At 42.0% G+C, this 19,144-nt stretch carries 27 protein-coding genes and 1 pseudogene; 18 read left to right on the top strand and 10 right to left on the bottom strand.

Annotation, left to right across the window (positions count from 1 at the left end; translation table 11 throughout):
• Positions 1–146: 146 nt before the first annotated feature.
• Both ACWIUE_RS04595 and ACWIUE_RS04590 read right to left on the bottom strand, forming a co-directional pair.
• On the bottom strand, positions 147–1,580 hold the full coding sequence (locus tag ACWIUE_RS04595) for a Do family serine endopeptidase (protein ID WP_454135289.1): 1,434 nt from the start codon (positions 1,578–1,580) through the stop codon (positions 147–149).
• Between the two features lie 69 nt (positions 1,581–1,649).
• Positions 1,650–1,940, bottom strand: coding sequence for a hypothetical protein (locus ACWIUE_RS04590; RefSeq protein ID WP_454135287.1), 291 nt, complete (start codon positions 1,938–1,940; stop codon positions 1,650–1,652).
• A gap of 11 nt (positions 1,941–1,951) precedes the next feature.
• Between ACWIUE_RS04590 and ACWIUE_RS04585 the strand changes: the two genes are divergently transcribed.
• Complete coding sequence (locus ACWIUE_RS04585; RefSeq protein WP_454135285.1) at positions 1,952–2,074, top strand: hypothetical protein; 123 nt, start codon at positions 1,952–1,954, stop codon at positions 2,072–2,074.
• A 223-nt stretch (positions 2,075–2,297) separates the two neighbouring features.
• Here ACWIUE_RS04585 and ACWIUE_RS04580 read toward each other — a convergent pair whose 3' ends face one another.
• Positions 2,298–2,777 carry a transcriptional repressor gene (locus ACWIUE_RS04580; protein ID WP_454135284.1) on the bottom strand — a complete coding sequence of 160 codons (480 nt, stop codon included), beginning with the start codon at positions 2,775–2,777 and terminating at the stop codon, positions 2,298–2,300.
• Between the two features lie 94 nt (positions 2,778–2,871).
• On the opposite strand from ACWIUE_RS04580, the pseudogene ACWIUE_RS04575 reads away from it, so the two are divergent.
• A pseudogene (locus ACWIUE_RS04575) lies at positions 2,872–3,678 on the top strand (methyl-accepting chemotaxis protein); the annotation flags it as partial.
• Positions 3,679–3,753: 75 nt separating this feature from the next.
• The gene (locus ACWIUE_RS04570) at positions 3,754–4,197 is read left to right on the top strand and encodes a CZB domain-containing protein (RefSeq protein ID WP_454135389.1); all 444 of its coding nucleotides are present in this window, start codon (positions 3,754–3,756) and stop codon (positions 4,195–4,197) included.
• Positions 4,198–4,284: 87 nt separating this feature from the next.
• Here ACWIUE_RS04570 and ACWIUE_RS04565 read toward each other — a convergent pair whose 3' ends face one another.
• Entirely contained in the window at positions 4,285–4,605 is a 321-nt protein-coding gene (locus ACWIUE_RS04565) for a hypothetical protein (protein WP_454135282.1), read from the bottom strand.
• 136 nt (positions 4,606–4,741) lie between these two features.
• Here ACWIUE_RS04565 and ACWIUE_RS04560 point away from each other — a divergent pair, with 136 nt between their 5' ends.
• The 12 genes from ACWIUE_RS04560 (at position 4,742) to ACWIUE_RS04505 (ending at position 12,299) form a co-directional block, all read left to right on the top strand.
• Positions 4,742–6,823 carry a transglycosylase domain-containing protein gene (locus tag ACWIUE_RS04560; protein WP_454135387.1) on the top strand — a complete coding sequence of 694 codons (2,082 nt, stop codon included), beginning with the start codon at positions 4,742–4,744 and terminating at the stop codon, positions 6,821–6,823.
• Positions 6,824–6,982, top strand: a complete 159-nt coding sequence (locus ACWIUE_RS04555) for a hypothetical protein (protein WP_454135280.1) — start codon at positions 6,824–6,826, stop codon at positions 6,980–6,982.
• A gap of 17 nt (positions 6,983–6,999) precedes the next feature.
• A complete protein-coding gene (locus ACWIUE_RS04550; RefSeq protein WP_454135278.1) occupies positions 7,000–7,410 on the top strand; it encodes a hypothetical protein in 411 nt (136 codons plus the stop codon).
• 64 nt (positions 7,411–7,474) lie between these two features.
• A complete protein-coding gene (locus tag ACWIUE_RS04545) occupies positions 7,475–7,966 on the top strand; it encodes an FkbM family methyltransferase (RefSeq protein WP_454135276.1) in 492 nt (163 codons plus the stop codon).
• The gene (locus ACWIUE_RS04540) at positions 7,917–8,042 is read left to right on the top strand and encodes a hypothetical protein (RefSeq protein WP_454135274.1); all 126 of its coding nucleotides are present in this window, start codon (positions 7,917–7,919) and stop codon (positions 8,040–8,042) included. The genes ACWIUE_RS04545 and ACWIUE_RS04540 overlap by 50 nt, the downstream gene beginning before the upstream one ends.
• A 69-nt stretch (positions 8,043–8,111) precedes the next feature.
• A complete protein-coding gene (locus ACWIUE_RS04535; protein WP_454135272.1) occupies positions 8,112–8,303 on the top strand; it encodes a hypothetical protein in 192 nt (63 codons plus the stop codon).
• Positions 8,304–8,435: 132 nt separating this feature from the next.
• Entirely contained in the window at positions 8,436–8,615 is a 180-nt protein-coding gene (locus tag ACWIUE_RS04530) for a hypothetical protein (protein WP_454135270.1), read from the top strand.
• Positions 8,566–8,826, top strand: a complete 261-nt coding sequence (locus ACWIUE_RS04525) for a hypothetical protein (protein ID WP_454135268.1) — start codon at positions 8,566–8,568, stop codon at positions 8,824–8,826. The genes ACWIUE_RS04530 and ACWIUE_RS04525 overlap by 50 nt, the downstream gene beginning before the upstream one ends.
• The gene (locus tag ACWIUE_RS04520; protein WP_454135267.1) at positions 8,754–8,969 is read left to right on the top strand and encodes a hypothetical protein; all 216 of its coding nucleotides are present in this window, start codon (positions 8,754–8,756) and stop codon (positions 8,967–8,969) included. Before ACWIUE_RS04525 ends, ACWIUE_RS04520 begins: the two co-directional genes overlap by 73 nt.
• Entirely contained in the window at positions 8,912–11,617 is a 2,706-nt protein-coding gene (locus tag ACWIUE_RS04515) for a RecB-like helicase (protein WP_454135265.1), read from the top strand. Before ACWIUE_RS04520 ends, ACWIUE_RS04515 begins: the two co-directional genes overlap by 58 nt.
• A 130-nt stretch (positions 11,618–11,747) precedes the next feature.
• Positions 11,748–11,969, top strand: coding sequence for a hypothetical protein (locus tag ACWIUE_RS04510; protein WP_454135264.1), 222 nt, complete (start codon positions 11,748–11,750; stop codon positions 11,967–11,969).
• A gap of 135 nt (positions 11,970–12,104) precedes the next feature.
• The gene (locus tag ACWIUE_RS04505) at positions 12,105–12,299 is read left to right on the top strand and encodes a hypothetical protein (RefSeq protein WP_454135263.1); all 195 of its coding nucleotides are present in this window, start codon (positions 12,105–12,107) and stop codon (positions 12,297–12,299) included.
• Positions 12,300–12,433: 134 nt separating this feature from the next.
• Here the strand turns inward: ACWIUE_RS04505 and ACWIUE_RS04500 are convergent, their stop codons facing one another.
• Positions 12,434–13,606, bottom strand: coding sequence for a glutathionylspermidine synthase family protein (locus ACWIUE_RS04500; protein ID WP_454135261.1), 1,173 nt, complete (start codon positions 13,604–13,606; stop codon positions 12,434–12,436).
• A complete protein-coding gene (kdsB, locus tag ACWIUE_RS04495; protein WP_454135259.1) occupies positions 13,607–14,473 on the bottom strand; it encodes a 3-deoxy-manno-octulosonate cytidylyltransferase in 867 nt (288 codons plus the stop codon).
• 143 nt (positions 14,474–14,616) lie between these two features.
• Between kdsB and ACWIUE_RS04490 the strand changes: the two genes are divergently transcribed.
• Positions 14,617–15,969, top strand: a complete 1,353-nt coding sequence (locus ACWIUE_RS04490; RefSeq protein WP_454135257.1) for a hemolysin family protein — start codon at positions 14,617–14,619, stop codon at positions 15,967–15,969.
• Here ACWIUE_RS04490 and ACWIUE_RS04485 read toward each other — a convergent pair.
• Positions 15,922–16,119, bottom strand: coding sequence for a hypothetical protein (locus tag ACWIUE_RS04485; RefSeq protein ID WP_454135255.1), 198 nt, complete (start codon positions 16,117–16,119; stop codon positions 15,922–15,924). The genes ACWIUE_RS04490 and ACWIUE_RS04485 overlap by 48 nt on opposite strands.
• A gap of 3 nt (positions 16,120–16,122) precedes the next feature.
• Between ACWIUE_RS04485 and ACWIUE_RS04480 the strand changes: the two genes are divergently transcribed.
• A complete protein-coding gene (locus ACWIUE_RS04480) occupies positions 16,123–16,842 on the top strand; it encodes a glycosyltransferase family 10 domain-containing protein (protein ID WP_454135253.1) in 720 nt (239 codons plus the stop codon).
• Here ACWIUE_RS04480 and ACWIUE_RS04475 read toward each other — a convergent pair.
• Positions 16,805–17,041, bottom strand: coding sequence for a hypothetical protein (locus ACWIUE_RS04475; protein ID WP_454135251.1), 237 nt, complete (start codon positions 17,039–17,041; stop codon positions 16,805–16,807). The two genes, ACWIUE_RS04480 and ACWIUE_RS04475, sit on opposite strands and share 38 nt — an antisense overlap.
• 22 nt (positions 17,042–17,063) lie before the next feature.
• On the opposite strand from ACWIUE_RS04475, the gene ACWIUE_RS04470 reads away from it, so the two are divergent.
• A complete protein-coding gene (locus tag ACWIUE_RS04470; RefSeq protein ID WP_454135250.1) occupies positions 17,064–17,513 on the top strand; it encodes a hypothetical protein in 450 nt (149 codons plus the stop codon).
• On the opposite strand, the gene ACWIUE_RS04465 is transcribed toward ACWIUE_RS04470, so the two are convergent.
• Together ACWIUE_RS04465 and ACWIUE_RS04460 are read right to left on the bottom strand one after the other, a co-directional pair.
• Positions 17,495–18,943: a hypothetical protein gene (locus ACWIUE_RS04465; protein ID WP_454135248.1), complete on the bottom strand. Its 1,449-nt coding sequence runs from the start codon at positions 18,941–18,943 to the stop codon at positions 17,495–17,497. The genes ACWIUE_RS04470 and ACWIUE_RS04465 overlap by 19 nt on opposite strands.
• Positions 18,943–19,134, bottom strand: coding sequence for a hypothetical protein (locus tag ACWIUE_RS04460; RefSeq protein ID WP_454135247.1), 192 nt, complete (start codon positions 19,132–19,134; stop codon positions 18,943–18,945). The genes ACWIUE_RS04465 and ACWIUE_RS04460 overlap by 1 nt, the downstream gene beginning before the upstream one ends.
• Positions 19,135–19,144: the final 10 nt, after the last annotated feature.

Genomic DNA, 19,144 nt, shown 5'->3' with positions numbered 1-19,144 from the left:
ATTTTGCGCGAATTTTGTGTGAAATTTTAGCAAGATTCTGCGTTTTTTGCGCTAGATTCTGCGAATCGCAGAATCTATATAGATTGCCACGACTTTGCTATCGCAAAGTCTCGCAATGACATAAAAATGACGCCAAAGCGCAGAATCTACTTCAAAATTATCGTATTTAGCCCCCTATTTTGTAGCACCAAAATGCGCTTCGTTTTGCCACTATATTTTTTCATCGCATTGTTAAAATCGCTCACGCTGTTAATCTTTATGTCCTCAATTTGCGTGATTATATCGCCACTCTCAAATCCCGCTTTTTGCGCTGTGCTATTCTCCGCTACTTCGCTTACAATCACGCCGTTAAAATCGCTTGGGATTTGGTATCTTTGGCGCATTTGTCTATCGATATTTTCTACGACAAGTCCGCTATTTTTGGCATTTTTCGCGCCTTTGTCGCCTCGTTGCACGCTTGCTATTTCGCCTTTTTCGGTATATTTGTCTAATTTCACTTTGGCTTTGTATTCTTTTTTGTCCCGTATGTAGCGCACTTCTACGACTTCATTTGGCGGATATGAGCCGATGGTGTTTTTTAGCTCACTTGCGCTATTTATGGGTTTGCCATTTACTGCGATGATTAAATCCCACACTTTTAGCCCCGCTTTTGCCGCAGCTGAGCTTTTATCCACACTCACCAAAACCGCGCCACTTTTGCCATCGTAGAGATTTGAGAGATTATCCGTAATGTCTTGAATCCCAACGCCCAAAAATCCGCGCTCAATGCTACCTTTTTCAATCAGCGTCTTTGTGATTTTTTTTACCATATCGCTAGGGATTGCGAATCCTATGCCGTGATTACCCCCTGTGCGCGAGAGAATCGCCGTATTGATACCGATAAGCGCACCACGCGAATCAATAAGCGCACCGCCCGAATTGCCCGGATTTATGGAGGCGTCTGTTTGAATAAAGTTTTCATAGTCATTTATCCCCATATTTGTTTTATCAAGCGCGGAGATTATGCCCTGCGTTACGGATTCGCCTACGCCAAAGGGATTGCCGATGGCAAAGACGACATCGCCTACCATTAGTTCATTGCTATTGCCGATTTTTGCGTAGGGCAAGTTGTTTTGCGCAATTTTGATTACCGCTAAATCACTGCGCGGGTCTTTGCCGATGATTTTTGCTTCATACTCTTTTTTGGGGCTATTTGGGAGGCTTACCAAAATCTTATCTGCGCCATCAATCACGTGATTATTCGTAACGATATAGCCGTCCTTTGAGATAATCACGCCACTGCCTAAACTTCGCTCTACCCTATCCTTTGGCGCGTTGCGATAAATGTCGCCAAAAAACTGCTGAAAAAACGGGTCGCTAAATATTGGATTATTGGGGTGATTTAGCACATTGTTGCTGACTTTTTTTTGTGTGGAGATATTTACGACACTCTTTTTTACCTCGCTAATTGCGTCATTGTATGAGTGAATCACGCCATTAGCACCACTTGGATTTTGCCTTTTTGTGGCACTTGGCATTTCGGCGAAGTCAAAAGCAAAGCTAATCGCGCATAACGCTAAAAATGCAGTTAAAATTCTCATCTTTAATCCTTTCAAATTGCTAAAAATAAGCGAAATTATATGTAAAAAATGCTAAAAAATGTCGCTAATTTATGCGGATTTCTTAACAAATTTGCGTAGATTCTGCGATTTTGGGCGAGATTCTGCGAATTTGGTTTGATTCGCAGAATCTAATATAGATTGCCACGCTCGCTTCGCTCCCTCGCAATGACGAAATGCGGGCAGATTCTGCGATTCTGCGATAAAATCGCCGTTTTTTAAATTAGATTCATTTGTTTCTTTTCGCAAAAAGGGCTGCACCCCCCTCCCCGCTCCCCCTACTCGCCAAAAAGCAGCCGCTTTTTCGCTTTTAGGGGAGTGCCCAGCTTTCGCTTCTAGCAAAAAATCGGCGGTTGCACTACTGCAACCTTGAATCCGATTTTTTGCACCACGAAGCGGGCGAGATTTTGGTGCTTCGCACGGATTTGATTTTATTGTGGATTGCTTCGCCTTGCTATCGCAAGGACTCGCAATGACGAAATGCGGGCAGATTCTGCGATTTTTTATTTGATTCGCAGAATCTACAATCGAAGTATTTTGCGGTAGTGCTTGTGGAGTTTTTGCAATTTTTTGGGGCTGAGACTAGACTTGCGGTCTGCGAATGCCCCGAAAAATTGCAAATCTACGCAATGATTACCCAAAGACAAATTGTCCGCACCAAATTCGCAGAATCTCGCAATGACAAAGTTGAGGGTAAATCTAATACACCAATCCCTTCCCTTTTTTCCCCAAACACTTCCCGCACAGCACGAAAAGTCGCAGATTATCGCTGATTAGTTCGCATTTTAGCGTTTTGGCGATGATTGATTGCTTTTCGCGAATATCATCATCCACAAACTCCATAATATTCCCGCACCCAAGACAAATAATGTGGTAATGATGCTCTTTTGCGGCGATTTCATATCGCTTCCCGCTTTTAGTCTCCACAGAAGTCAAAAATCCATAAGTCTCCAAAAACTGCAAAATGCGATATACGCTCGAAAGCGATGAGTTTTTATCATCGCCTTTTAGGGCATTTGTGATTTCCTCTGGACTTAAATGCGTTTTGCTATTGTAGATTAACGCCAAAATATGCTCTCGCTGTTTGCTTGTTTTAAGCTGCTTTGCGGTTACTACTCTTTGTAAGCGCGTGATGACAGATTCCAAACTCTCTGTTCTTTTGATTTTATTCTCCGCCAATTTCGTCCTCCCAAATATTATAAAATGCAAATTATACTAGATTTTAAAATAATATTTGGTAAAATCCGCACATTTTTTATTTTAAGGAGACAAAATGTTTGGCGCAAAGCACACTTATAACAACGGACAATTAGAAGCATTGAAGCAAGAAATTGAGGCATTAAAAAAGGAAAATGAGCTATACAAGGCGATTGCATTGCACTCGCAAAATGAATTTGTAGTGGCACTTTTGGGCGATGAAGTAGTATTTAAAAACGATAAATGCGCGGATATTAGGGACTTTGATGGGATTAAGCAAAGTTTGAAAGAAGGCAAAAGCGAGATTGTAACCACGCAAAATAATATCAAAGTCAAATCAAAAAAAGTCGGCGATATTGCCATTTATTACCTAAATGAAGTCGATTCACGCTCCAAAGAGTTAGGCGAGGACTTGCTAGGATTTTATAATAAATGTATGCACGGCGGGGCGGTTGCGTGTCAAAATGCCTTTATTGAGCTAGTAGGCGAGCTAAAAGAGATTTATGAAGTCGCGCATAAGACTGCGGAGGGGATGACAAAGGGCATTGAGATTTCGCAAAGCTCATCACAGCAAATAAATCATTTGTATGAAAAAATGCAAAATGCGATAAATTTGGTTAGCTCACTCACGCAAAGAAGCAACGAAATCACAAATGTCATCTCGCTAATTGATGATATCGCCGAGCAAACAAATCTACTTGCGCTAAATGCAGCAATTGAGGCGGCACGCGCGGGCGAGCACGGGAGAGGATTTGCCGTTGTCGCAGATGAGGTTCGCAAACTCGCTGAAAAAACGCAAAAAGCGACAAAAGAAATCGCCATCGTGGTAAAATCAATGCAGCAAGAGGCAAGTGACATTCAAACAAGCACAGAGGAAATCAACGAAGTTACAAAAAGTGTCAAAGAGGATGTCGATGAGATAAATAATATCGTAAAAGTTTTCAAAGATAACTCCATTTTGGCGGAGCTGAAAATCGGCTGTTCAAATGACAAGGTATTCTGCGGACTTGCCAAAATCGACCATTTGCTTTACAAACAAGGACTTTATTCGCTGATTTTTGGTATGACAAATGAATTTAAACAAGTCGATGGCACAAGCTGCCGCTTTGGCAAGTGGTATTATGAGGGCGAGGGGAAAAAGAATTTCTCCGCGACAAATGCGTATAAAAAAGTCGAAGTCCCGCATTTAAGCATTCACACGGAGGCAAATGCGCTTGCTGCAAGTCTGCTTGACGCAAATAAGGCGACTCCAAAGAATTTCATCGATAGCAAAATGGTGGTAATTGAGGATATGGGAAATCAAATTTTTAGCGCGATTGATGAAATGCTAAGCGAGAAACTCGCCACCTCACAGGCGAAAATCGCAAAAATGAGTAAGGAAATGGAGGTTTTGGAAAAATAACGCGGTGGATTGCGGTGAGATTCTGCGTAGATTCTGCGAATTTGCTCTCGTTTTGTCATTGCGAACGAGTGAAGCGAGCGTGGCAATCTAGATTCTGCGAATTTGCGTGATTTGCGTGAAAAATCGCAGAATCTGCGATATTTTCGCCGTCATTGCGAGAAGTCGGCACTTGTGGCGACTTCGTGGCAATCCATAGAATAAATTATAGATTGCTTCGTTGTTTTCGCTTCGCTCAAACTGCCTCGCAATGACGAAACAAAGGCAAATCGCAGAATCTGCCCCCACTTTTTTGTCATTTTGAGCGAAGCACTCGTGCGAAGCGAAAAATCTCAAAAAAGAGATTCTTCGCGAACAAAGTTCGCTCAGAATGACAATTAAGGCAATTCGCAGAATCTGCCACCAAAGCAAACAATTTCGCAGAATCTGCGATATTTAAATTTTACATAAAAGGACTTTTTTGCAATTTCTTAAAAATTTTCTTAAAAAATTCACCATTATCAACTCCAAACGGCGCATTGCCCTTGCGGTTGTGCTATTTTTGCTGATGATGTTTGCGCTATTTACGATTGTAGCGATTTATGATACGCAGAGCAAAGTCGCGCAGGTGGTGAATTACACGCCAAATAAAGCACTAAAAATTTTGGATAGAAAAGATAGATTAGTGGCGAATGCCTTTGAGGATGAATTCCGCCACTTTGTGCCATATGATGAGATTCCCCCAAAGATTATTGAGACGCTTTTGGCGGTGGAAGACACGATGTTTTTTGAGCACAGCGGGATAAATTTGGACGCGATAATGCGCGCAATGCTTCGCAATCTCAAATCCGGCGGACTAAATGAAGGCGGTAGCACCATCTCACAGCAGCTCGTCAAAAATATCGCCCTTTCGATGGAGCGGACATTTGATAGGAAGTTCAAAGAGGCAATCATCACAATCCAAATTGAAAAGTTTTTAAGCAAAGAAGAGATTTTGGAGAAATATCTAAACTGCATATTTTTTGGCAATGGATTTTATGGCATAAAAACGGCGGCGGACGGGTATTTTAACAAGGATTTGCAAAATCTCACTTTAAAAGAAATCGCAATGCTTATGGCACTCCCCAAAGCACCATCCTTTTATAATCCCGTGACGAATTTAAAGGCGTCCTTAACCCGCGCAAATACGATTTTAGAGCGACTTTATAATATCGGGTGGATTACCAAAGATGAGTTTGAAAACGCGCTAAATGAAGTCCCAAAGGTTTATAACAAGACTTTAACGCAGAATCTCGCCCCCTATGTTGTCGATGAGGTTTTGCGACAACTCTCCCACATTAAAGATTTGAAAACGGGCGGATATGTGGTGAAAACGCACATTGACTTGGATTATCAAAAAGTCGCCCAAACCGCGCTAAAAAACGGATATGACAATATCATCTCCCGCACCAAAAAAGTAAAAAACGCAGAATCTACCGAAAACTCCGCAGATTCTGCGGAGGAAACGGATGACACTTTAAATGGCGCAATTGTCGTCACGCAAAGCAAAACGGGCAATATTTTGGCATTAGTGGGTGGGGTGGATTACTCAAAAAGTCCATTTAATCGCGCCACACAGGCAAAAAGGCAGTTTGGTAGCACCGTGAAACCATTTATTTATCAAATCGCACTTGATATGGGATACTCGCAAGGGACGCAGATTTCGGATGTGGCGCGAAGTTTTGGGCAAAATGAAGCGGATTTAAGCAATGCGGATTTAAAAACAGAAGAAACTATCGAAAATGACGCAGAGGCGGTGGATAACTCGTGGCGACCGAAGAATTATTCGCGCAGTTACAATGGTATCGTTACGCTAAAAGAGGCACTGCGCCGTTCGCTGAATTTGGCAACGATAAATTTGGTAGATATGATTGGATTTCGCGCGGTGTATGGGAAAATGGTGGATTATGGATTTGCAAATATTCCGCAGGATATGACTGTGGTGCTAGGGAGTTTCGCGCTATCTCCGCTTGATGTGGCGAAGCAATACTCGCTTTTTGCAAACTATGGAACGCCACTAAATCCAAAACTTATTAGAGAGATTATCAAACCTGATGGAAGCGAAATGCCCATAGAAATCGCAGAATCCGCAGAATCTAACGCAAAAATCGCAGAATCTAACGCAAAAATCGCAGAATCCACCAAAAAATTTGGCGAAAAATCCGCAGATTCTGCGCTAGATTCTGCGCCAAAAGAGTTACTTGCCAAAGAGCAGGCATATTTAAGCATTGATATTTTGAAAAGTGTCGTAACGCACGGCACGGGGTATCGCGCGCGCACTTCGGGCATCGAAATCGCAGGGAAAACGGGCACTTCAAATGACAGCGTGGATGCGTGGTTTAGCGGATTTTCGCCTACGCTTCAAGTTGTCGTGTGGTATGGGCGCGATGATAATAAATCAATCGGCAATAATCTCACAGGTGGCGTGATTAGCGCGCCGGTGGCGGGGGAGTTTTTCCGTAATATTTTGCGCGTGGAGCCGGGACTAAAAAGGGCGTTTGATGTGCCAAGCGGGATTTTTCGGCGAAATATCGATGGCGTGGAGTATCTTTATACAAAAACCTCCAAACTACCCGCGAAAAGCAATGTCGATGGAGAGATTTTGTTTTAAATGCAAACTCGCAATGACAAAATGATTGAAATTCGCAGAATCTGTGTCGTTTTTCCGTCATTGCGAGGCGCACGAAGCGAAGCGAGTGCAACGAAGCAATCCACAAAAAATTGTCATTCCCACGCAAATGAAACGAACGCAGAATCTGCGAAATTTTAACTTTAATGGAGGAAATTATGATTGCAAAGATGATTTATAAAGCGTATTTAGGGACAAAATCAAAGTTTTTGGCAAAGATTTTATGGAAAATCCGCGCGATAATTTTAAGGTTTTGCAATCCGCTAATCACGCTAAAATACAACGGATTTTGCCTAACTATGCCATTTTCGCACACGATTTTTGCCTACCAAAAGCAATATCCAAATTATGATATGGCACTAGGCAAAATCGCGCATTTTATAAAGGGAAAATGCGGGTTTTTAAATATGGTGGATGTCGGCGCAAATATCGGCGATACGGCGGTTTTCACTCAATGCAAAGGTGCAAATTATTTGCTAATTGAGGGCAGTGAAAATTACGCAAATTTGATTGAGAAAAATTTAAGGGCAAATTATAGCAACATTCAAAACGGGGGGGGGGGGCAGTAGCGATACGATAAATTATATCATCGAAACAACCCTAATCGGCGAGCAAACAAACGCAAACTATCAAATGACGCTAAAAAATGGCAGTGGCGTTTTAAGTAAATCAACGGCGATTTTATTGCGCGAAAACTCGCAATTTGCGACTTTGGATGCGGTTTTGCAAAAGCATAAATTTGACGCGAACTTCATCAAAGTCGATACTGATGGATTTGATTTTAAGGTGCTTCGAAGCGGAATTGATTTTATCAAATCGCACAAACCATCGCTGTATTTTGAGTGGGATAAGGCATTTTTGGAGGCGCAGGGCGAGGATTATTTGTCGATTTTTGACGCGCTAAAATCCTGCGGTTACAAAAGGGCGATAATCTTTGATAATTTTGGGTCGCCAATGTGTGCTTTGGCACTTGATGATACGCAGAATCTTACGCTACTAGCGCGATATGTGGCGCACTCAAACTGCAATATTTATTATTATGATGTGCTGATTTTGGGCGAAAATTTGGATGAAAATGAATTTTTGGAGTATTTTTACGCAGAATCTCGCAATTCCATTGCGTAGGGCAATCCCAAAATTTCCCCCTCCCTTGCGGAGGGGGATTAAGGGGGTGGGTAGATTCTGCGAATGCAGAATCTAATGCAAAAAACGGCGAAAATCTCGCAGAATCTGCATTACTCTCCGTCATTGCGAGACTTACTTGTAAGTCGTGGCAATCCACAATTTTTGCGATAGCAAAAATGATAAAAATCAATCGTGCGAAGCACCCAAATCTCGCCCGCTTCGTGGTGCAAAAAATCGGATTGAAGGTTGCAGTAGTGCAACCGCCGATTTTTTGCTAGAAGCGGATAAGCGAGGCACTCCCCCTAAAAGCGAAAAGCGGCTGCTTTTTGGCGCGTAGGGGGAGCGGGGTGGGGGGGTGCAGCCCTTTTTGCGAGAAAAAACTAGCGAATCAAATGCTAAAAATGGCGAAAATATCGCAGAATCGCAGAATCTAAATAGAGATTCTTCGCTTCGCTCAGTATGACAATTATTGATTAGATTCTGCGTTCGCAGAATCTTGGATTGCCACGATTTGACTTCGTCAAATCTCGCAATGACGAATTGGTGGCAGATTCTGCGATTTTCGTGCGATTTGCAGAATCTCGCAATGACGGCGTTATTTGTTTTGGATTGCCACGAAGTCGGCACTTGTGGCGACTTTGTGGCATAACGAAAGGTTGAGTTTTACCCACCCCCTATCCCCCTCCGCAAGGGAGGGGGAAATTTTGCGTGAAGTCTCCGCAATTGAGGATTTTTTTGGATTGCTTCGGCACTTCGTGCCTCGCAATGACGGCGTTGTTTTTTTGGATTGCCACGAAAATGCTACGCATTTTCTCGCAATGACAAAAAAACACAGGGCAGATTCTGCGATTTTCGTGTGAGATTCTGCGATTTGCAGAATCTTGCAACAAAATTCACCGCCATTTTGCTAAAATTCCCCTTTGATTTTCACAAAAAAGGGGCATTATGGAGCGATGGCAGAGCATTCGCGCGAGTGCTGGTAGCGGGAAAACTTTCGCTTTGACACTGCGCTATATTTCCTTGCTGTTTTTTGGCGCGAGGGCAAATGAGATTTTGTGTATCACTTTCACGAACAAGGCGCGGGATGAGATGCTTGCGCGCATTACAAACACGCTTTTTTTGCTCTGCCAAAATCCAAATGACGCCTATTCGCAGAATCTGCTTGATTTAGGTATCTCAAAAAGTGCGATTGAGACGCAGAGCGGGGCGATTTATCGGCATTTTGTGGAGAGCAAAAATCACATTATGACTTTTGATGCGTTTTTCAATGCGGTGGTGAAAAAGTTTAGTTTTTACGCGGGTGTGCGGAGCGATTATGAAGTGGGCGCGGACTTTAAGTTAGATGGTGAGATTTTCAAAAAGACACTTGATTTGCTTGGAGGGGGCGAGTTTGACGCGCTGATAGAGTTTTGCGCGAAGTATCAACTCAATCAAAAAGATATTTTATCTATGATAAATTCGCTTAAAAACGGCGAGTTTTTGGGCGAAATCGCAGAATCTAGCGATTTGAAAGATGAGATTATAAATGCGTTTGATGAGTTGCGTGCATTTGCTATAAATGCGGTGGATGGGCAAAAAAACGCACACCACTTAAAAAGTCGCTTCAATAAAAATATTGACAAAAAAAATGTTAGTGCCATCGTGGAAAATATTTTTACGCTAACAGAAAATATGCAAAAAACGCTAGATTCTGCGGTAGATTCTGCGATTATCGCGCGAAAAACGCAGAATCTAAAAGATTTATGCAAAAAATTTTTTGAAATGCAAGAAAGCGAGATTTTATGGAAAATTTCTAATATTTATGCGAAGTTTAAAAAGCAAAAATTGCAAGTGATTTCATCGCATAATAAACTCACATTTAGCGATATTAGCGAGATTTGCTATGATTTGCTTCACAATCATATTGATAAAAATTTCTTTTATTTTCGCCTTGATTCAAAAATCAATCACATTTTGGTGGATGAGTTCCAAGATACGAATTTAGAGCAGTATGAAAATCTAAAACCGCTCATCGATGAGATTAAAAGTGGCGATGGCGCGAGAGAAAATAAGACGCTGTTTTTTGTGGGTGACGAAAAACAGGCGATTTATGGATTTCGGGGAGGGGAAAGTCGCCTATTTCGCGCGATTAGCGATGAGTTGAATATGAGCGAAAAAACGCTAAAAGATAATTATCGCAGTGCCAAAAATATCGTGGAGTTCGTAAATAGCGCATTTCAAACGCGCTTTCCAAATTACGAAATGCAAAATCCAAAGAGCAAAAATGACGGATTTGTGGAGATTGTAAGCGAGAGTGAGGCAGATTCTGCGTTTGATTTGATAGAGCGCAGAATCCAAACTTTGCTAGAAAATCACAAAAAAAATATTGCGATTTTGACGCGCAATGTAAGTTCTGCGGAGGAAATTTATGGGTTTTTGCGCGCCCATTTTCCGCACACTAAAATCGCATTGGAGTCGGAGAAAAGCAACAATGTAGAACTTTTAATCATCCAAAATGCCCTGCGATTTTTGCAAACAAATAATATTTTTTATCTCAAAAATTGCGTGAAATTAAATGGCGGTGAGGTGGATTCTACGCCGTCTCTCGCGATAAAAAAGGACGCAGAGGTGCATAAAATCATCCACCGCATTATGCAGACATTTGCCCTTCGTGGCGCGGTGGCGTTGCGGATTTTGGAGGAAAGTGCGAAGTTTGATGACTTGGAAAAATTCATCGCGTATTTGGGCGGTGCGGAGATAAAAAATGCGGCGGATTTGGCGTGTGAAATACAGATTATGACAATTCATAAATCCAAAGGATTGGAGTTTGGAGATGTGATTATTTGCGATTTAAGAGGGCAGAATAATCGCGACACGGCGCAGTTTTACGCGCCATCTTTGCGCGGTGGGAAGGTGTATTTTTTAGGCGATAAAAAGGCGCGTGTGCTTGTGGATGATGAGTTTGCAAACATTGTAGCGCAAAAAAAATCAGCGGATGAAAATGACGCGCTAAATGTGCTGTATGTGGCATTTACTCGCGCAAAGGATAGTTTATTTATCATCAAATCTGCGAAAAAAAATGCCCTGCGATTGGAATTATTGGACTTAAAAGATGGGAAAATTGGAAGCGACATTATCGGCGAAAAATCGCCAAAATTCGCAGAATCTAGCGCGAAAATCCCCGCGCAATACGACTTTGGCAAACAAGGCGACTTTATAAAGCAGAGCGAAAAATCCTACACAAATCTCTCCAAAATGCGCGGAATCGCCCTGCACTTGGCGTTAGAAATGCGCCTTGCTTACGGGAATAGCGATGATGAGATTGAGACGATTTTGCAAAATCGCTTTGGGATGGTTTTGGGGGCGAGTGAAAGGGCGCAGATACTGCGGAGCGTGGGGAAAATATTGGGAAATGCGGCGTTACGCGAAATTTTGGCGAACGCAGAATCTGTGCGCTGTGAGGTGGCGTATTTGGAAAATAATCGCCTAAATCGCATTGATTGCTTGATTGAAACGGGGGGCAATGCGGTGATTTTGGATTATAAAAGTAGCGATTTGGATTTGGAGGGCAAAAAGGCGCAGATTCTGCGGTATGCGGACTTTGCAAGGGCGCACTACAAAAATATCCGCGCGTATTTGTGCTTCGCAAATGGGGAGATTTTGGAGGTGTGAAAATGCGGAATTTGCTTTGTTTTGTCATTGCGAGGAAGTGCATAGCACTGACGAAGCAATCCAAATCAAATTCTGTGTTTTTCGTGCGAGATTCTGTAATTCACAGAATCTAATGCGCTAAATTTCGTCATTGCGAGATTTGCGAAGCAAATCGTGGCAATCAAAAGATTCCCCTCCCTTGCGGAGGGGGTTAGGGGGGTGGGTAAATTCTATTAGATTCTGCATTTTTTCTTACAATTCGCAGAATCTGCCCCCATTTCGTCATTGCGAGATTCTGCGAAGCAGAATCGTGGCAATCCAAAAAAAAATAATTCGTGCGAAGCACCCAAAACTCGCCCGCTTCGTGGTGTAAAAAATCGGATTTAAGGTTGCAGAAGTGCAACCGCCGATTTTTTGCTAGAAGCGGATAAGCGAGGCACTCCCCCTAAAAGCGAAAAAGCGGCTGCTTTTTGGCGCGTAGGGGGAGCGGGGGGGGGGTGCAGCCCTTTTGCGAAAAAAAACAAGCGAATCAAATGGACAAAATAACGAAATTATCGCAGATTCTGCGATTCGCACGAAAAACGCAGAATCTAGCACAAAATCGCAGAATCTAACAAGAGATTTTTCGCTCACTTTGTTCGCTCAGAATGACAAAACAATGGATTGCCACGATTTGACTTCGTCAAATCTCGCAATGACATAAAACAGCGCAGATTCTGCGAATTCACAAAATCAAAAGGCAGATTCTGCGTTTTTATAATTTTTCCTGCAAATCGCAGAATCTCGCACACAAAAATTCGCAGAATCTAAAACAAAATTCGCAGAATCTACCAAATTTTACCTCAAATAATGCGCTACAAATTTTGACATATTATCCATTATTTCCCCGCCTTTGCGGATTCCAAGTCCGCAAGATTCGTAAGCAAAAAAGACATTTGGCTGATAAAATGCCTCGCGCGCGCTATTTAGCTCATAAAATTCTTGATAAAGTGGCTTGTAATTGCCGTATTCGCCACCTCTTTGCGCTAAAATCGCGCCGTTTTCATCCAAAATATCCATATTTGCGCCCTCTCTCCCAAATGAAACTTTTTTGACTTGCTTTTTGCTATGAATCGGCTCAAAGGCGGATTCAAGCAATAGCGGGTGATTTGGAAACAAATCCCACAAAATTTTTAGCATTCGTTTGCTTTGAAAAAGTAGCGTGTATGCGGGATTTAGAAAAATCGTATTTTTGTTTGCAATCATTTTATTCACAAGCACCGCAAGTTCAGGCTCATCAATGCTAATAATCTCCCACGGGAGCAGTTTAAAAAGAAACTCATATTGCGAATCGCCCAAAAACGCGCCATTATTTTCATCAAAAATCACTTCATCAATGTATGCAAATTCTGTTTTTAACCCAGCATTTTTGGCGCACTCTTGCAAAAATCGCGTGGTGCGCTCTTCTTCGGCGTTACCTCTAATGCTAGAAAATAGCACACCCCAGCCTTCATACATTTCATCAAATCGCTCTAAATCCGCGCCCAGCGTAATCATTCGCTTAAAATTATCGCTAATGGCATCAAAAATATCGTTGAACTGCGAATCGGCGTCCATTTTGTTGAATTTTAGCAATGCCCATTGAATTAGCGCGGATTCATAAAGCAAAGTGGGGGTGTCGGCGTTAAATTCAAGCAATTTTAATGGCTTCCCATCAAATCCACCCGCAAAGTCAAATCGCCCATAAATATGCCAATGCACTTCATTTTCCCAGCTTTGCTTTATGCTATCAATTAGCATTGTAGGAATGTCTAGCTCAAAGAATAGATTGTTTTTGATGACGAACTCCCCAGCTTCGACAAACATATCATAAAGTTCGTTCCCCGCGTTATAAAACGCCTCCGCTTCTGCCTTGCTAATCTCCACCGCTTCATTTGCGATATATGGCGTATTATCGGCGTCCGTGTGCCATTCTAACCCGATATTTTCTAGTGCGTCCTTATCCAAAGGCTTTAAATCAATGATTTTCATTTACAAATCTCCCATAATTTTTTGTGCGTTTTTGTAGTCCGCCTCCGTGTCAATGCCGATTGATTGCGTTTCAACCTTTGTCATAAAGATTTCTTTTCTATGCCAAAGAGCACGGAGTTGCTCTAATTTTTCGATGGATTCAAGCGGTGATTTTGGCAGAGCGCAAAATTCCTCCAAACTCCACGCAAAAAAGCCATAGATTCCTATGTGTCCGTTGTATTCTAGCGATGAATCTGTGGTTTTAGAATTAGAAGACCCACCCCCTTTGTCCCCCTCCGCAAGGGAGGGGGATACAAAGAAAGCCCCTCCCCTTGCGGGAGGGGTTTGGGGCGGGGTATTTTTTGCTGAATCTAAATTAGATTCAGCGCTTTGATTCGCAGAATCTGCCAAATCCACTCTCTCAAAAGGTATCACACTTCGCGAAAAATAAAGCGCGAAATTATCATTGCTTACCACCACTTTGACTAGGTTTGAATCAACCGCCTCCGCCTTGCTTACAGCCTTATAACAGCTTGCCATAAAATGCGTGTGGCGCATCGAATCTATCAGCAAATCAACCACGCCTTCCTCCAAAAATGGCTCATCGCCTTGCAAATTTATCACAATCTCATTGCGGGGTAAATCAAGCTCCCGCGCCACTTCTGCGCATCTATCCGTGCCACTTGAATGCAGCGTAGAAGTCATCATCGCGTGAATCTTATGTGATTCGCACACTTTTAAAATCGCCCAATCATCGCACGCCACGATTGTATCATCGATATTTTGCGCCTTTTTTGCGGTGTGAATGATTAGCGGGACGCCATTTAATGGTAGCAATAATTTATTTGGCAATCGCGTGGATTGCAGTCTTGCGGGGATTATTATCATAGTTTGCCTTTAAAATTTTTGCGTGGATTCTAGCGATTTTTACCCTAAAATTTCGCCTTTAAGGTTAGAATTTTTATTTTAAGCTATAATTTTCGCGCTTTTTTATGAAAATCACATAAAATCTACAAGCAAAAGGATTATTGTTGGATAGTTCGCCGAGTCAGTTGCTAATGATAATATTGGCATTGTTTTTTGTCGCGTTGAATGGGTTTTTTGTCCTATCAGAGTTTGCGATTGTCAAAGTTAGACGCTCCAAACTTGAAGAGTTAGCAAAGAAAAATAAAGCAAATGCAAAGCTCTCTTTAAAAATCACAAAGTCGCTTGATACTTATTTGTCCGCCACACAGCTTGGAATCACGCTTTCATCTCTTGCGCTTGGGTGGCTAGGTGAGCCAGCTATCGCAAAGGTGCTACATAAGGCATTTAGCGGGTTTTTTGGCGAAAATACGATTTTGCTTCATTCGGTTAGCTTTGTCATCGCCTTTACTTTAATCACATTTTTACATATCGTATTTGGGGAGCTTGTGCCAAAGTCTATCGCTATCGCAAAGGCGGAGCAATCCACGCTTTTTGTGGCGCGTCCGCTGTATTTGTTTCGCAATGTGTTTTTCCCTGTGATAAAGAGTTTTGAGATGATGAGTGGCTTTTTTCTACGGCGAATCGGCATTGAAATAAGCGAAGAGGCTGAAAACGCCCACAGCGATGAAGAAATCAAAATCATCATCGGCGAGAGCCTAAAAGGCGGATATTTGGATTCAATCGAAAGCGAGATTTTGAAAAATGCCGTTGATTTTAGCGACACAACGGCAAAAGAGATTATGACGCCACGCAAGGACATTGTGTGCCTTTTTGATGATAATTCTTATGAGGAAAATATCCAAATTGTCCGCGAGACAAATCACACGCGCTATCCTTACTGCAAAGAGGGCAAGGACAATGTGGTAGGAATGATTCACATCCGCGATTTGCTTCAAGCGACAATCGGGGCAGATTCTGCGCCTTGTGATTTATCAAAAATCGTGCGTGAGCTAATCATCGTCCCTGAATCAAGTTCGATTTCAAATGTGCTGATGAAAATGAATAAAAAGCAAATCCACACCGCGCTTGTTGTCGATGAATACGGCGGGACAGCGGGATTACTCACAATGGAGGACATTATCGAAGAGATTATGGGCGATATCTCCGATGAGCACGACAAAAAAACGCAAGACATTAAAGAAATTGACGCGCACACTTATGAAGTCGATGGAATGCTTGATTTAGACACGATTGGAGAGCGCATTCTTGTAGCATTTAGCGATGAGGTAGAGCAAGTTACAATCGGCGGATATGTGTTTAATCTGCTTGGCAAAGAACCGCTTGTGGGCGATAGTGTGGTAGAGGGCGACTTTGCCTATGAGGTGCTAGAAATCGATGGAATGCGAATCAAAAAGCTAAAAATCGTGCGATTAAGAGATGAGGAAAAAGATGAAAGCGAGGGGGAAAATATAAAGTAGAGCAGAATCTAGCAAAGATTCCCCCTCCCTTGCGGAGGGGGATAAAGGGGGTGGGTATAATTTCACAAAAGATTCTGCGAATTTCGTGCAAGATTCTGCGTTTTTAAACTCAGATTCTGCAATTTTCACAAAAAAACAAAAAAAGGACAAAAAATGCAAATAAAAATGAAAGTTATCGATTGGTGGGATGCCGACACAGAGGAGAATTTTTACAAAAATCACATAATTAAGATTCTGCGCCAAAAGTTTGACATTGTCCGCTCCGATGACCCGGACTTCGTGCTTTGCGGACCATTTGGCAATCGGCACTTTGAATATGAGTGCGTGAAAATATTCTACACAGGCGAAAATGTCCGCGTGGATTGGAATTTAATGGATTATGGCATTGGATTTGATTATATGGACTTTGGCGATAGGTATTTGCATTTTCCGCTGTTTGCGTTTTATCAGGATGGCAAAAAAGAGCGTGTGTTAGGCAAAAGGGAGAAGTTTTGTAGTTATTTGGTGCGGCACAGCGGGGCGTTTTTGTGGGGCGAATTTGGCGGATTTCGGGATAGATTTTTTGATAAATTGAGCGAATATAAAAGGGTAGATTCTGGTGGGAATTGGCGCAATAATATCGGCGGAAGTATCGATAGCAACGGCAAAAGCTGGATGGAGAATAAGCAAAAATGGTTGCAAAGCTATAAATTCAACATTTGCTTTGAGAATTCAAGTGCGCCGGGATATTTGACTGAAAAGCTATTTGACGCCTACAATGCGGGGTGCATTCCCATTTATTGGGGCGATACGAGTTTGCGAAGTGCAGAATCTAATGCAATTTTCGCAGAATCTTCTAAAAAAAATGCGTTAAGGGGGGGGGGGAATTCATAAATAAAGATTCTGCGAACGCAGAATCTAACAAAATTTCCCCCTCCCTTGCGGAGGGAGATAAAGGGGGTGGGTATAATTCCACAAAAGATTCTGCGAACAACCAAGATTCTGCGAAATTCGTGCGAGATTCTGCGATTCTAAACCAAGATTCTACGATTTCCACAGCAGATTCTGCGAAAGATTTCATCGACACTCGCATTCCGCGCATTTCTCCGCATTTGGTGGAATATCAAATCAATCCAAAGGCATTCATAAACGCGCATAATTTCCCGCATTTGGATGCGCTAGTGGCGGAGGTCAAACGCATCGATAGCGATGAGCGCGCCTATGAAGCGATGCGAAATGAACCCATTTTTTTGCATAACTTCAACCCGAAGGATTTTTACGCAACGAAACTTTTGAGTTTTTTTGAAAATATTTTCGCGCAAGGGGCGCATAATGCCTTTCGCCGCGGAGATGAGAATTATCGCACAAAATACGCCAAAAGGGCGCAGAAAAAGCATAGCGATAAATTAGAGAATGAAATGCGAGAAAAATTGCAATATTATGAGAGTTTAGGCACAGATGCGCTAAATCTCGCAAAGTTCTATTATTCAGTGCGTAAATCCACGCGAAAATTTCGGCATAAACTGAAATTTTGGCGCACCAAAATCTACACTGCTTTTGTTTGATACACAATAAACTTCGCGTTTTTATTGTGCTTTTTGCTTTTGCCAAAGAGCACCATTTCTATTGGCACGCCGTCCTCTAACTCATCATCGATTATCACAAAGTCAAAGTGCTGATTTGCGATGATGATTTCATACTCCATTTTTTTCTCAATAGCGGTGATGGAAAAGTCCTTATATGCGCTGAAAAGCTTGATTTTAAGTTTATTTTTAATTCTGTCATTATTTGAGACGATTAGAATATTTTTGCTTCGCCGCTCGCGGTAGCGGATGATATATGAGTGCAAAATCCTATCATTATCATTTAGCTTCGCGCTATCGAGCATTTTTAGATATTGCAACACAAACGCCAAAATGCAAAAGGAATAATTCGTATCTAACTTAAAATAGTGATTTTTAATCGGCTCACTTTTCATCGCCAAATCCCACATTTTGTTATCTAGCGAAGTGATTGTGGTGTTTAGGGCGAGTTTGATTTGCTCAAAAATCTGCTCTTTTTTTGTGTTAAACTGCTTTGCGAAGTTCGCCTCGTAGCGCGTTTGAAAGGCGTCAATCATCACGCTTAATTTTTCTTTTAACTTCGTTAATCTTACTTTTTCCTCGCCAAGCTCGGCAAACTGCGCCCTTAATTTTTCTAATCGCTCCCGCACTTCGTTTTGTTGTTTATTTTGTGCGTTTGATAACTTCTGCTCGTTGCTTAAAATCTGACTTCTACTCATCCGCAATCGACTTTCCACGCGCAATAAATCATCCTTTGTGTTAAGTAACTTTCGCTTTGCGGCGGTGAAATAAAGCTGTTGATTTAAAAACACTTCTGCGTAGATTTTCGCAGAATCTTGACTTGCTTTGTAAAATGGCGTCACAAAATATTGCAATTTGCTGTAAATCTCCAAATACTGCGAAAAAGTGTCCTTTGTGATGCGCTTTTCGGTGTAGATTAGCGAGTCCAAAGTCCGCATTAAAAATCGCGTCAAAATGCGATAGTCTAATAGCTCATATCCGCCTGTGGGGAGTTTTAGCGCGATTTGGATGATATGATTTTCCGCCTCGAAGTGGTATTCTAAAAAGTTCTCAATCGAAATGCTTGGTTTGATTTCGCTTAAATTTTCATAATTTGTCTCTTTGCAAACTTTGGCGATTAAGTCCTCAAACACGCCAAGCTCCACGCGCTCTAACTCATCATCGGTGAGCGTTTTCCAAAAATCCGCCTCTTTTATAATGCTATCTTTGCCAAACTCTTGATAATTGCTACTTTTCACCGACAGCACGCTTAAATTATCCTCATCGCATTTGAATTCAACAAGTAGATTTATCTCGGGGATTCGCGTTTTATCGTGCCAATTTATGAGTTTGAAGTCAAATAACTTTTTGTGATTATTTATGATGATGCCCACGCCTGTGGAGTGGGAATATTGAACGATTCTGCCGTGCATTATTTTTTATCCGCGGGTTTTTTTGGGGTAGATTCTGCGGACTTTGCGGGAGATTGGGCGAATTTGGGGATAACTAATGCAAGTAAATCATCCTCATTATTTAGCGCGATGCAAACTTCATCATCGCCCTGCTTTACGATTGTCGCGGTGCTAAACTTGCCTTTATTTTTCAAAAATTCTTCCAAACTCACGCATTCCATA

It is taken from the genome of Helicobacter sp. 23-1045 (assembly GCF_053654655.1).
The sequence above is the reverse complement of the archived record's forward strand: the minus strand, read 5'-3'. Positions and strand labels throughout refer to the sequence as shown.

Excerpts from the sequence above, each read along its gene's own strand:
- ACWIUE_RS04595 (WP_454135289.1), bottom strand. The coding sequence starts at position 1,580 with ATGAGAATTTTAACTGCATTTTTAGCGTTATGCGCGATTAGCTTTGCT.
- ACWIUE_RS04560 (WP_454135387.1), top strand. The coding sequence starts at position 4,742 with ATGATGTTTGCGCTATTTACGATTGTAGCGATTTATGATACGCAGAGC.
- ACWIUE_RS04555 (WP_454135280.1), top strand. The coding sequence starts at position 6,824 with ATGCAAACTCGCAATGACAAAATGATTGAAATTCGCAGAATCTGTGTC.
- ACWIUE_RS04550 (WP_454135278.1), top strand. The coding sequence starts at position 7,000 with ATGATTGCAAAGATGATTTATAAAGCGTATTTAGGGACAAAATCAAAG.
- ACWIUE_RS04545 (WP_454135276.1), top strand. The coding sequence starts at position 7,475 with ATGACGCTAAAAAATGGCAGTGGCGTTTTAAGTAAATCAACGGCGATT.
- ACWIUE_RS04540 (WP_454135274.1), top strand. The coding sequence starts at position 7,917 with ATGAATTTTTGGAGTATTTTTACGCAGAATCTCGCAATTCCATTGCGT.
- ACWIUE_RS04515 (WP_454135265.1), top strand. The coding sequence starts at position 8,912 with ATGGAGCGATGGCAGAGCATTCGCGCGAGTGCTGGTAGCGGGAAAACT.
- ACWIUE_RS04500 (WP_454135261.1), bottom strand. The coding sequence starts at position 13,606 with ATGAAAATCATTGATTTAAAGCCTTTGGATAAGGACGCACTAGAAAAT.
- kdsB (WP_454135259.1), bottom strand. The coding sequence starts at position 14,473 with ATGATAATAATCCCCGCAAGACTGCAATCCACGCGATTGCCAAATAAA.
- ACWIUE_RS04480 (WP_454135253.1), top strand. The coding sequence starts at position 16,123 with ATGCAAATAAAAATGAAAGTTATCGATTGGTGGGATGCCGACACAGAG.
- ACWIUE_RS04475 (WP_454135251.1), bottom strand. The coding sequence starts at position 17,041 with ATGCGAGTGTCGATGAAATCTTTCGCAGAATCTGCTGTGGAAATCGTA.
- ACWIUE_RS04465 (WP_454135248.1), bottom strand. The coding sequence starts at position 18,943 with ATGCACGGCAGAATCGTTCAATATTCCCACTCCACAGGCGTGGGCATC.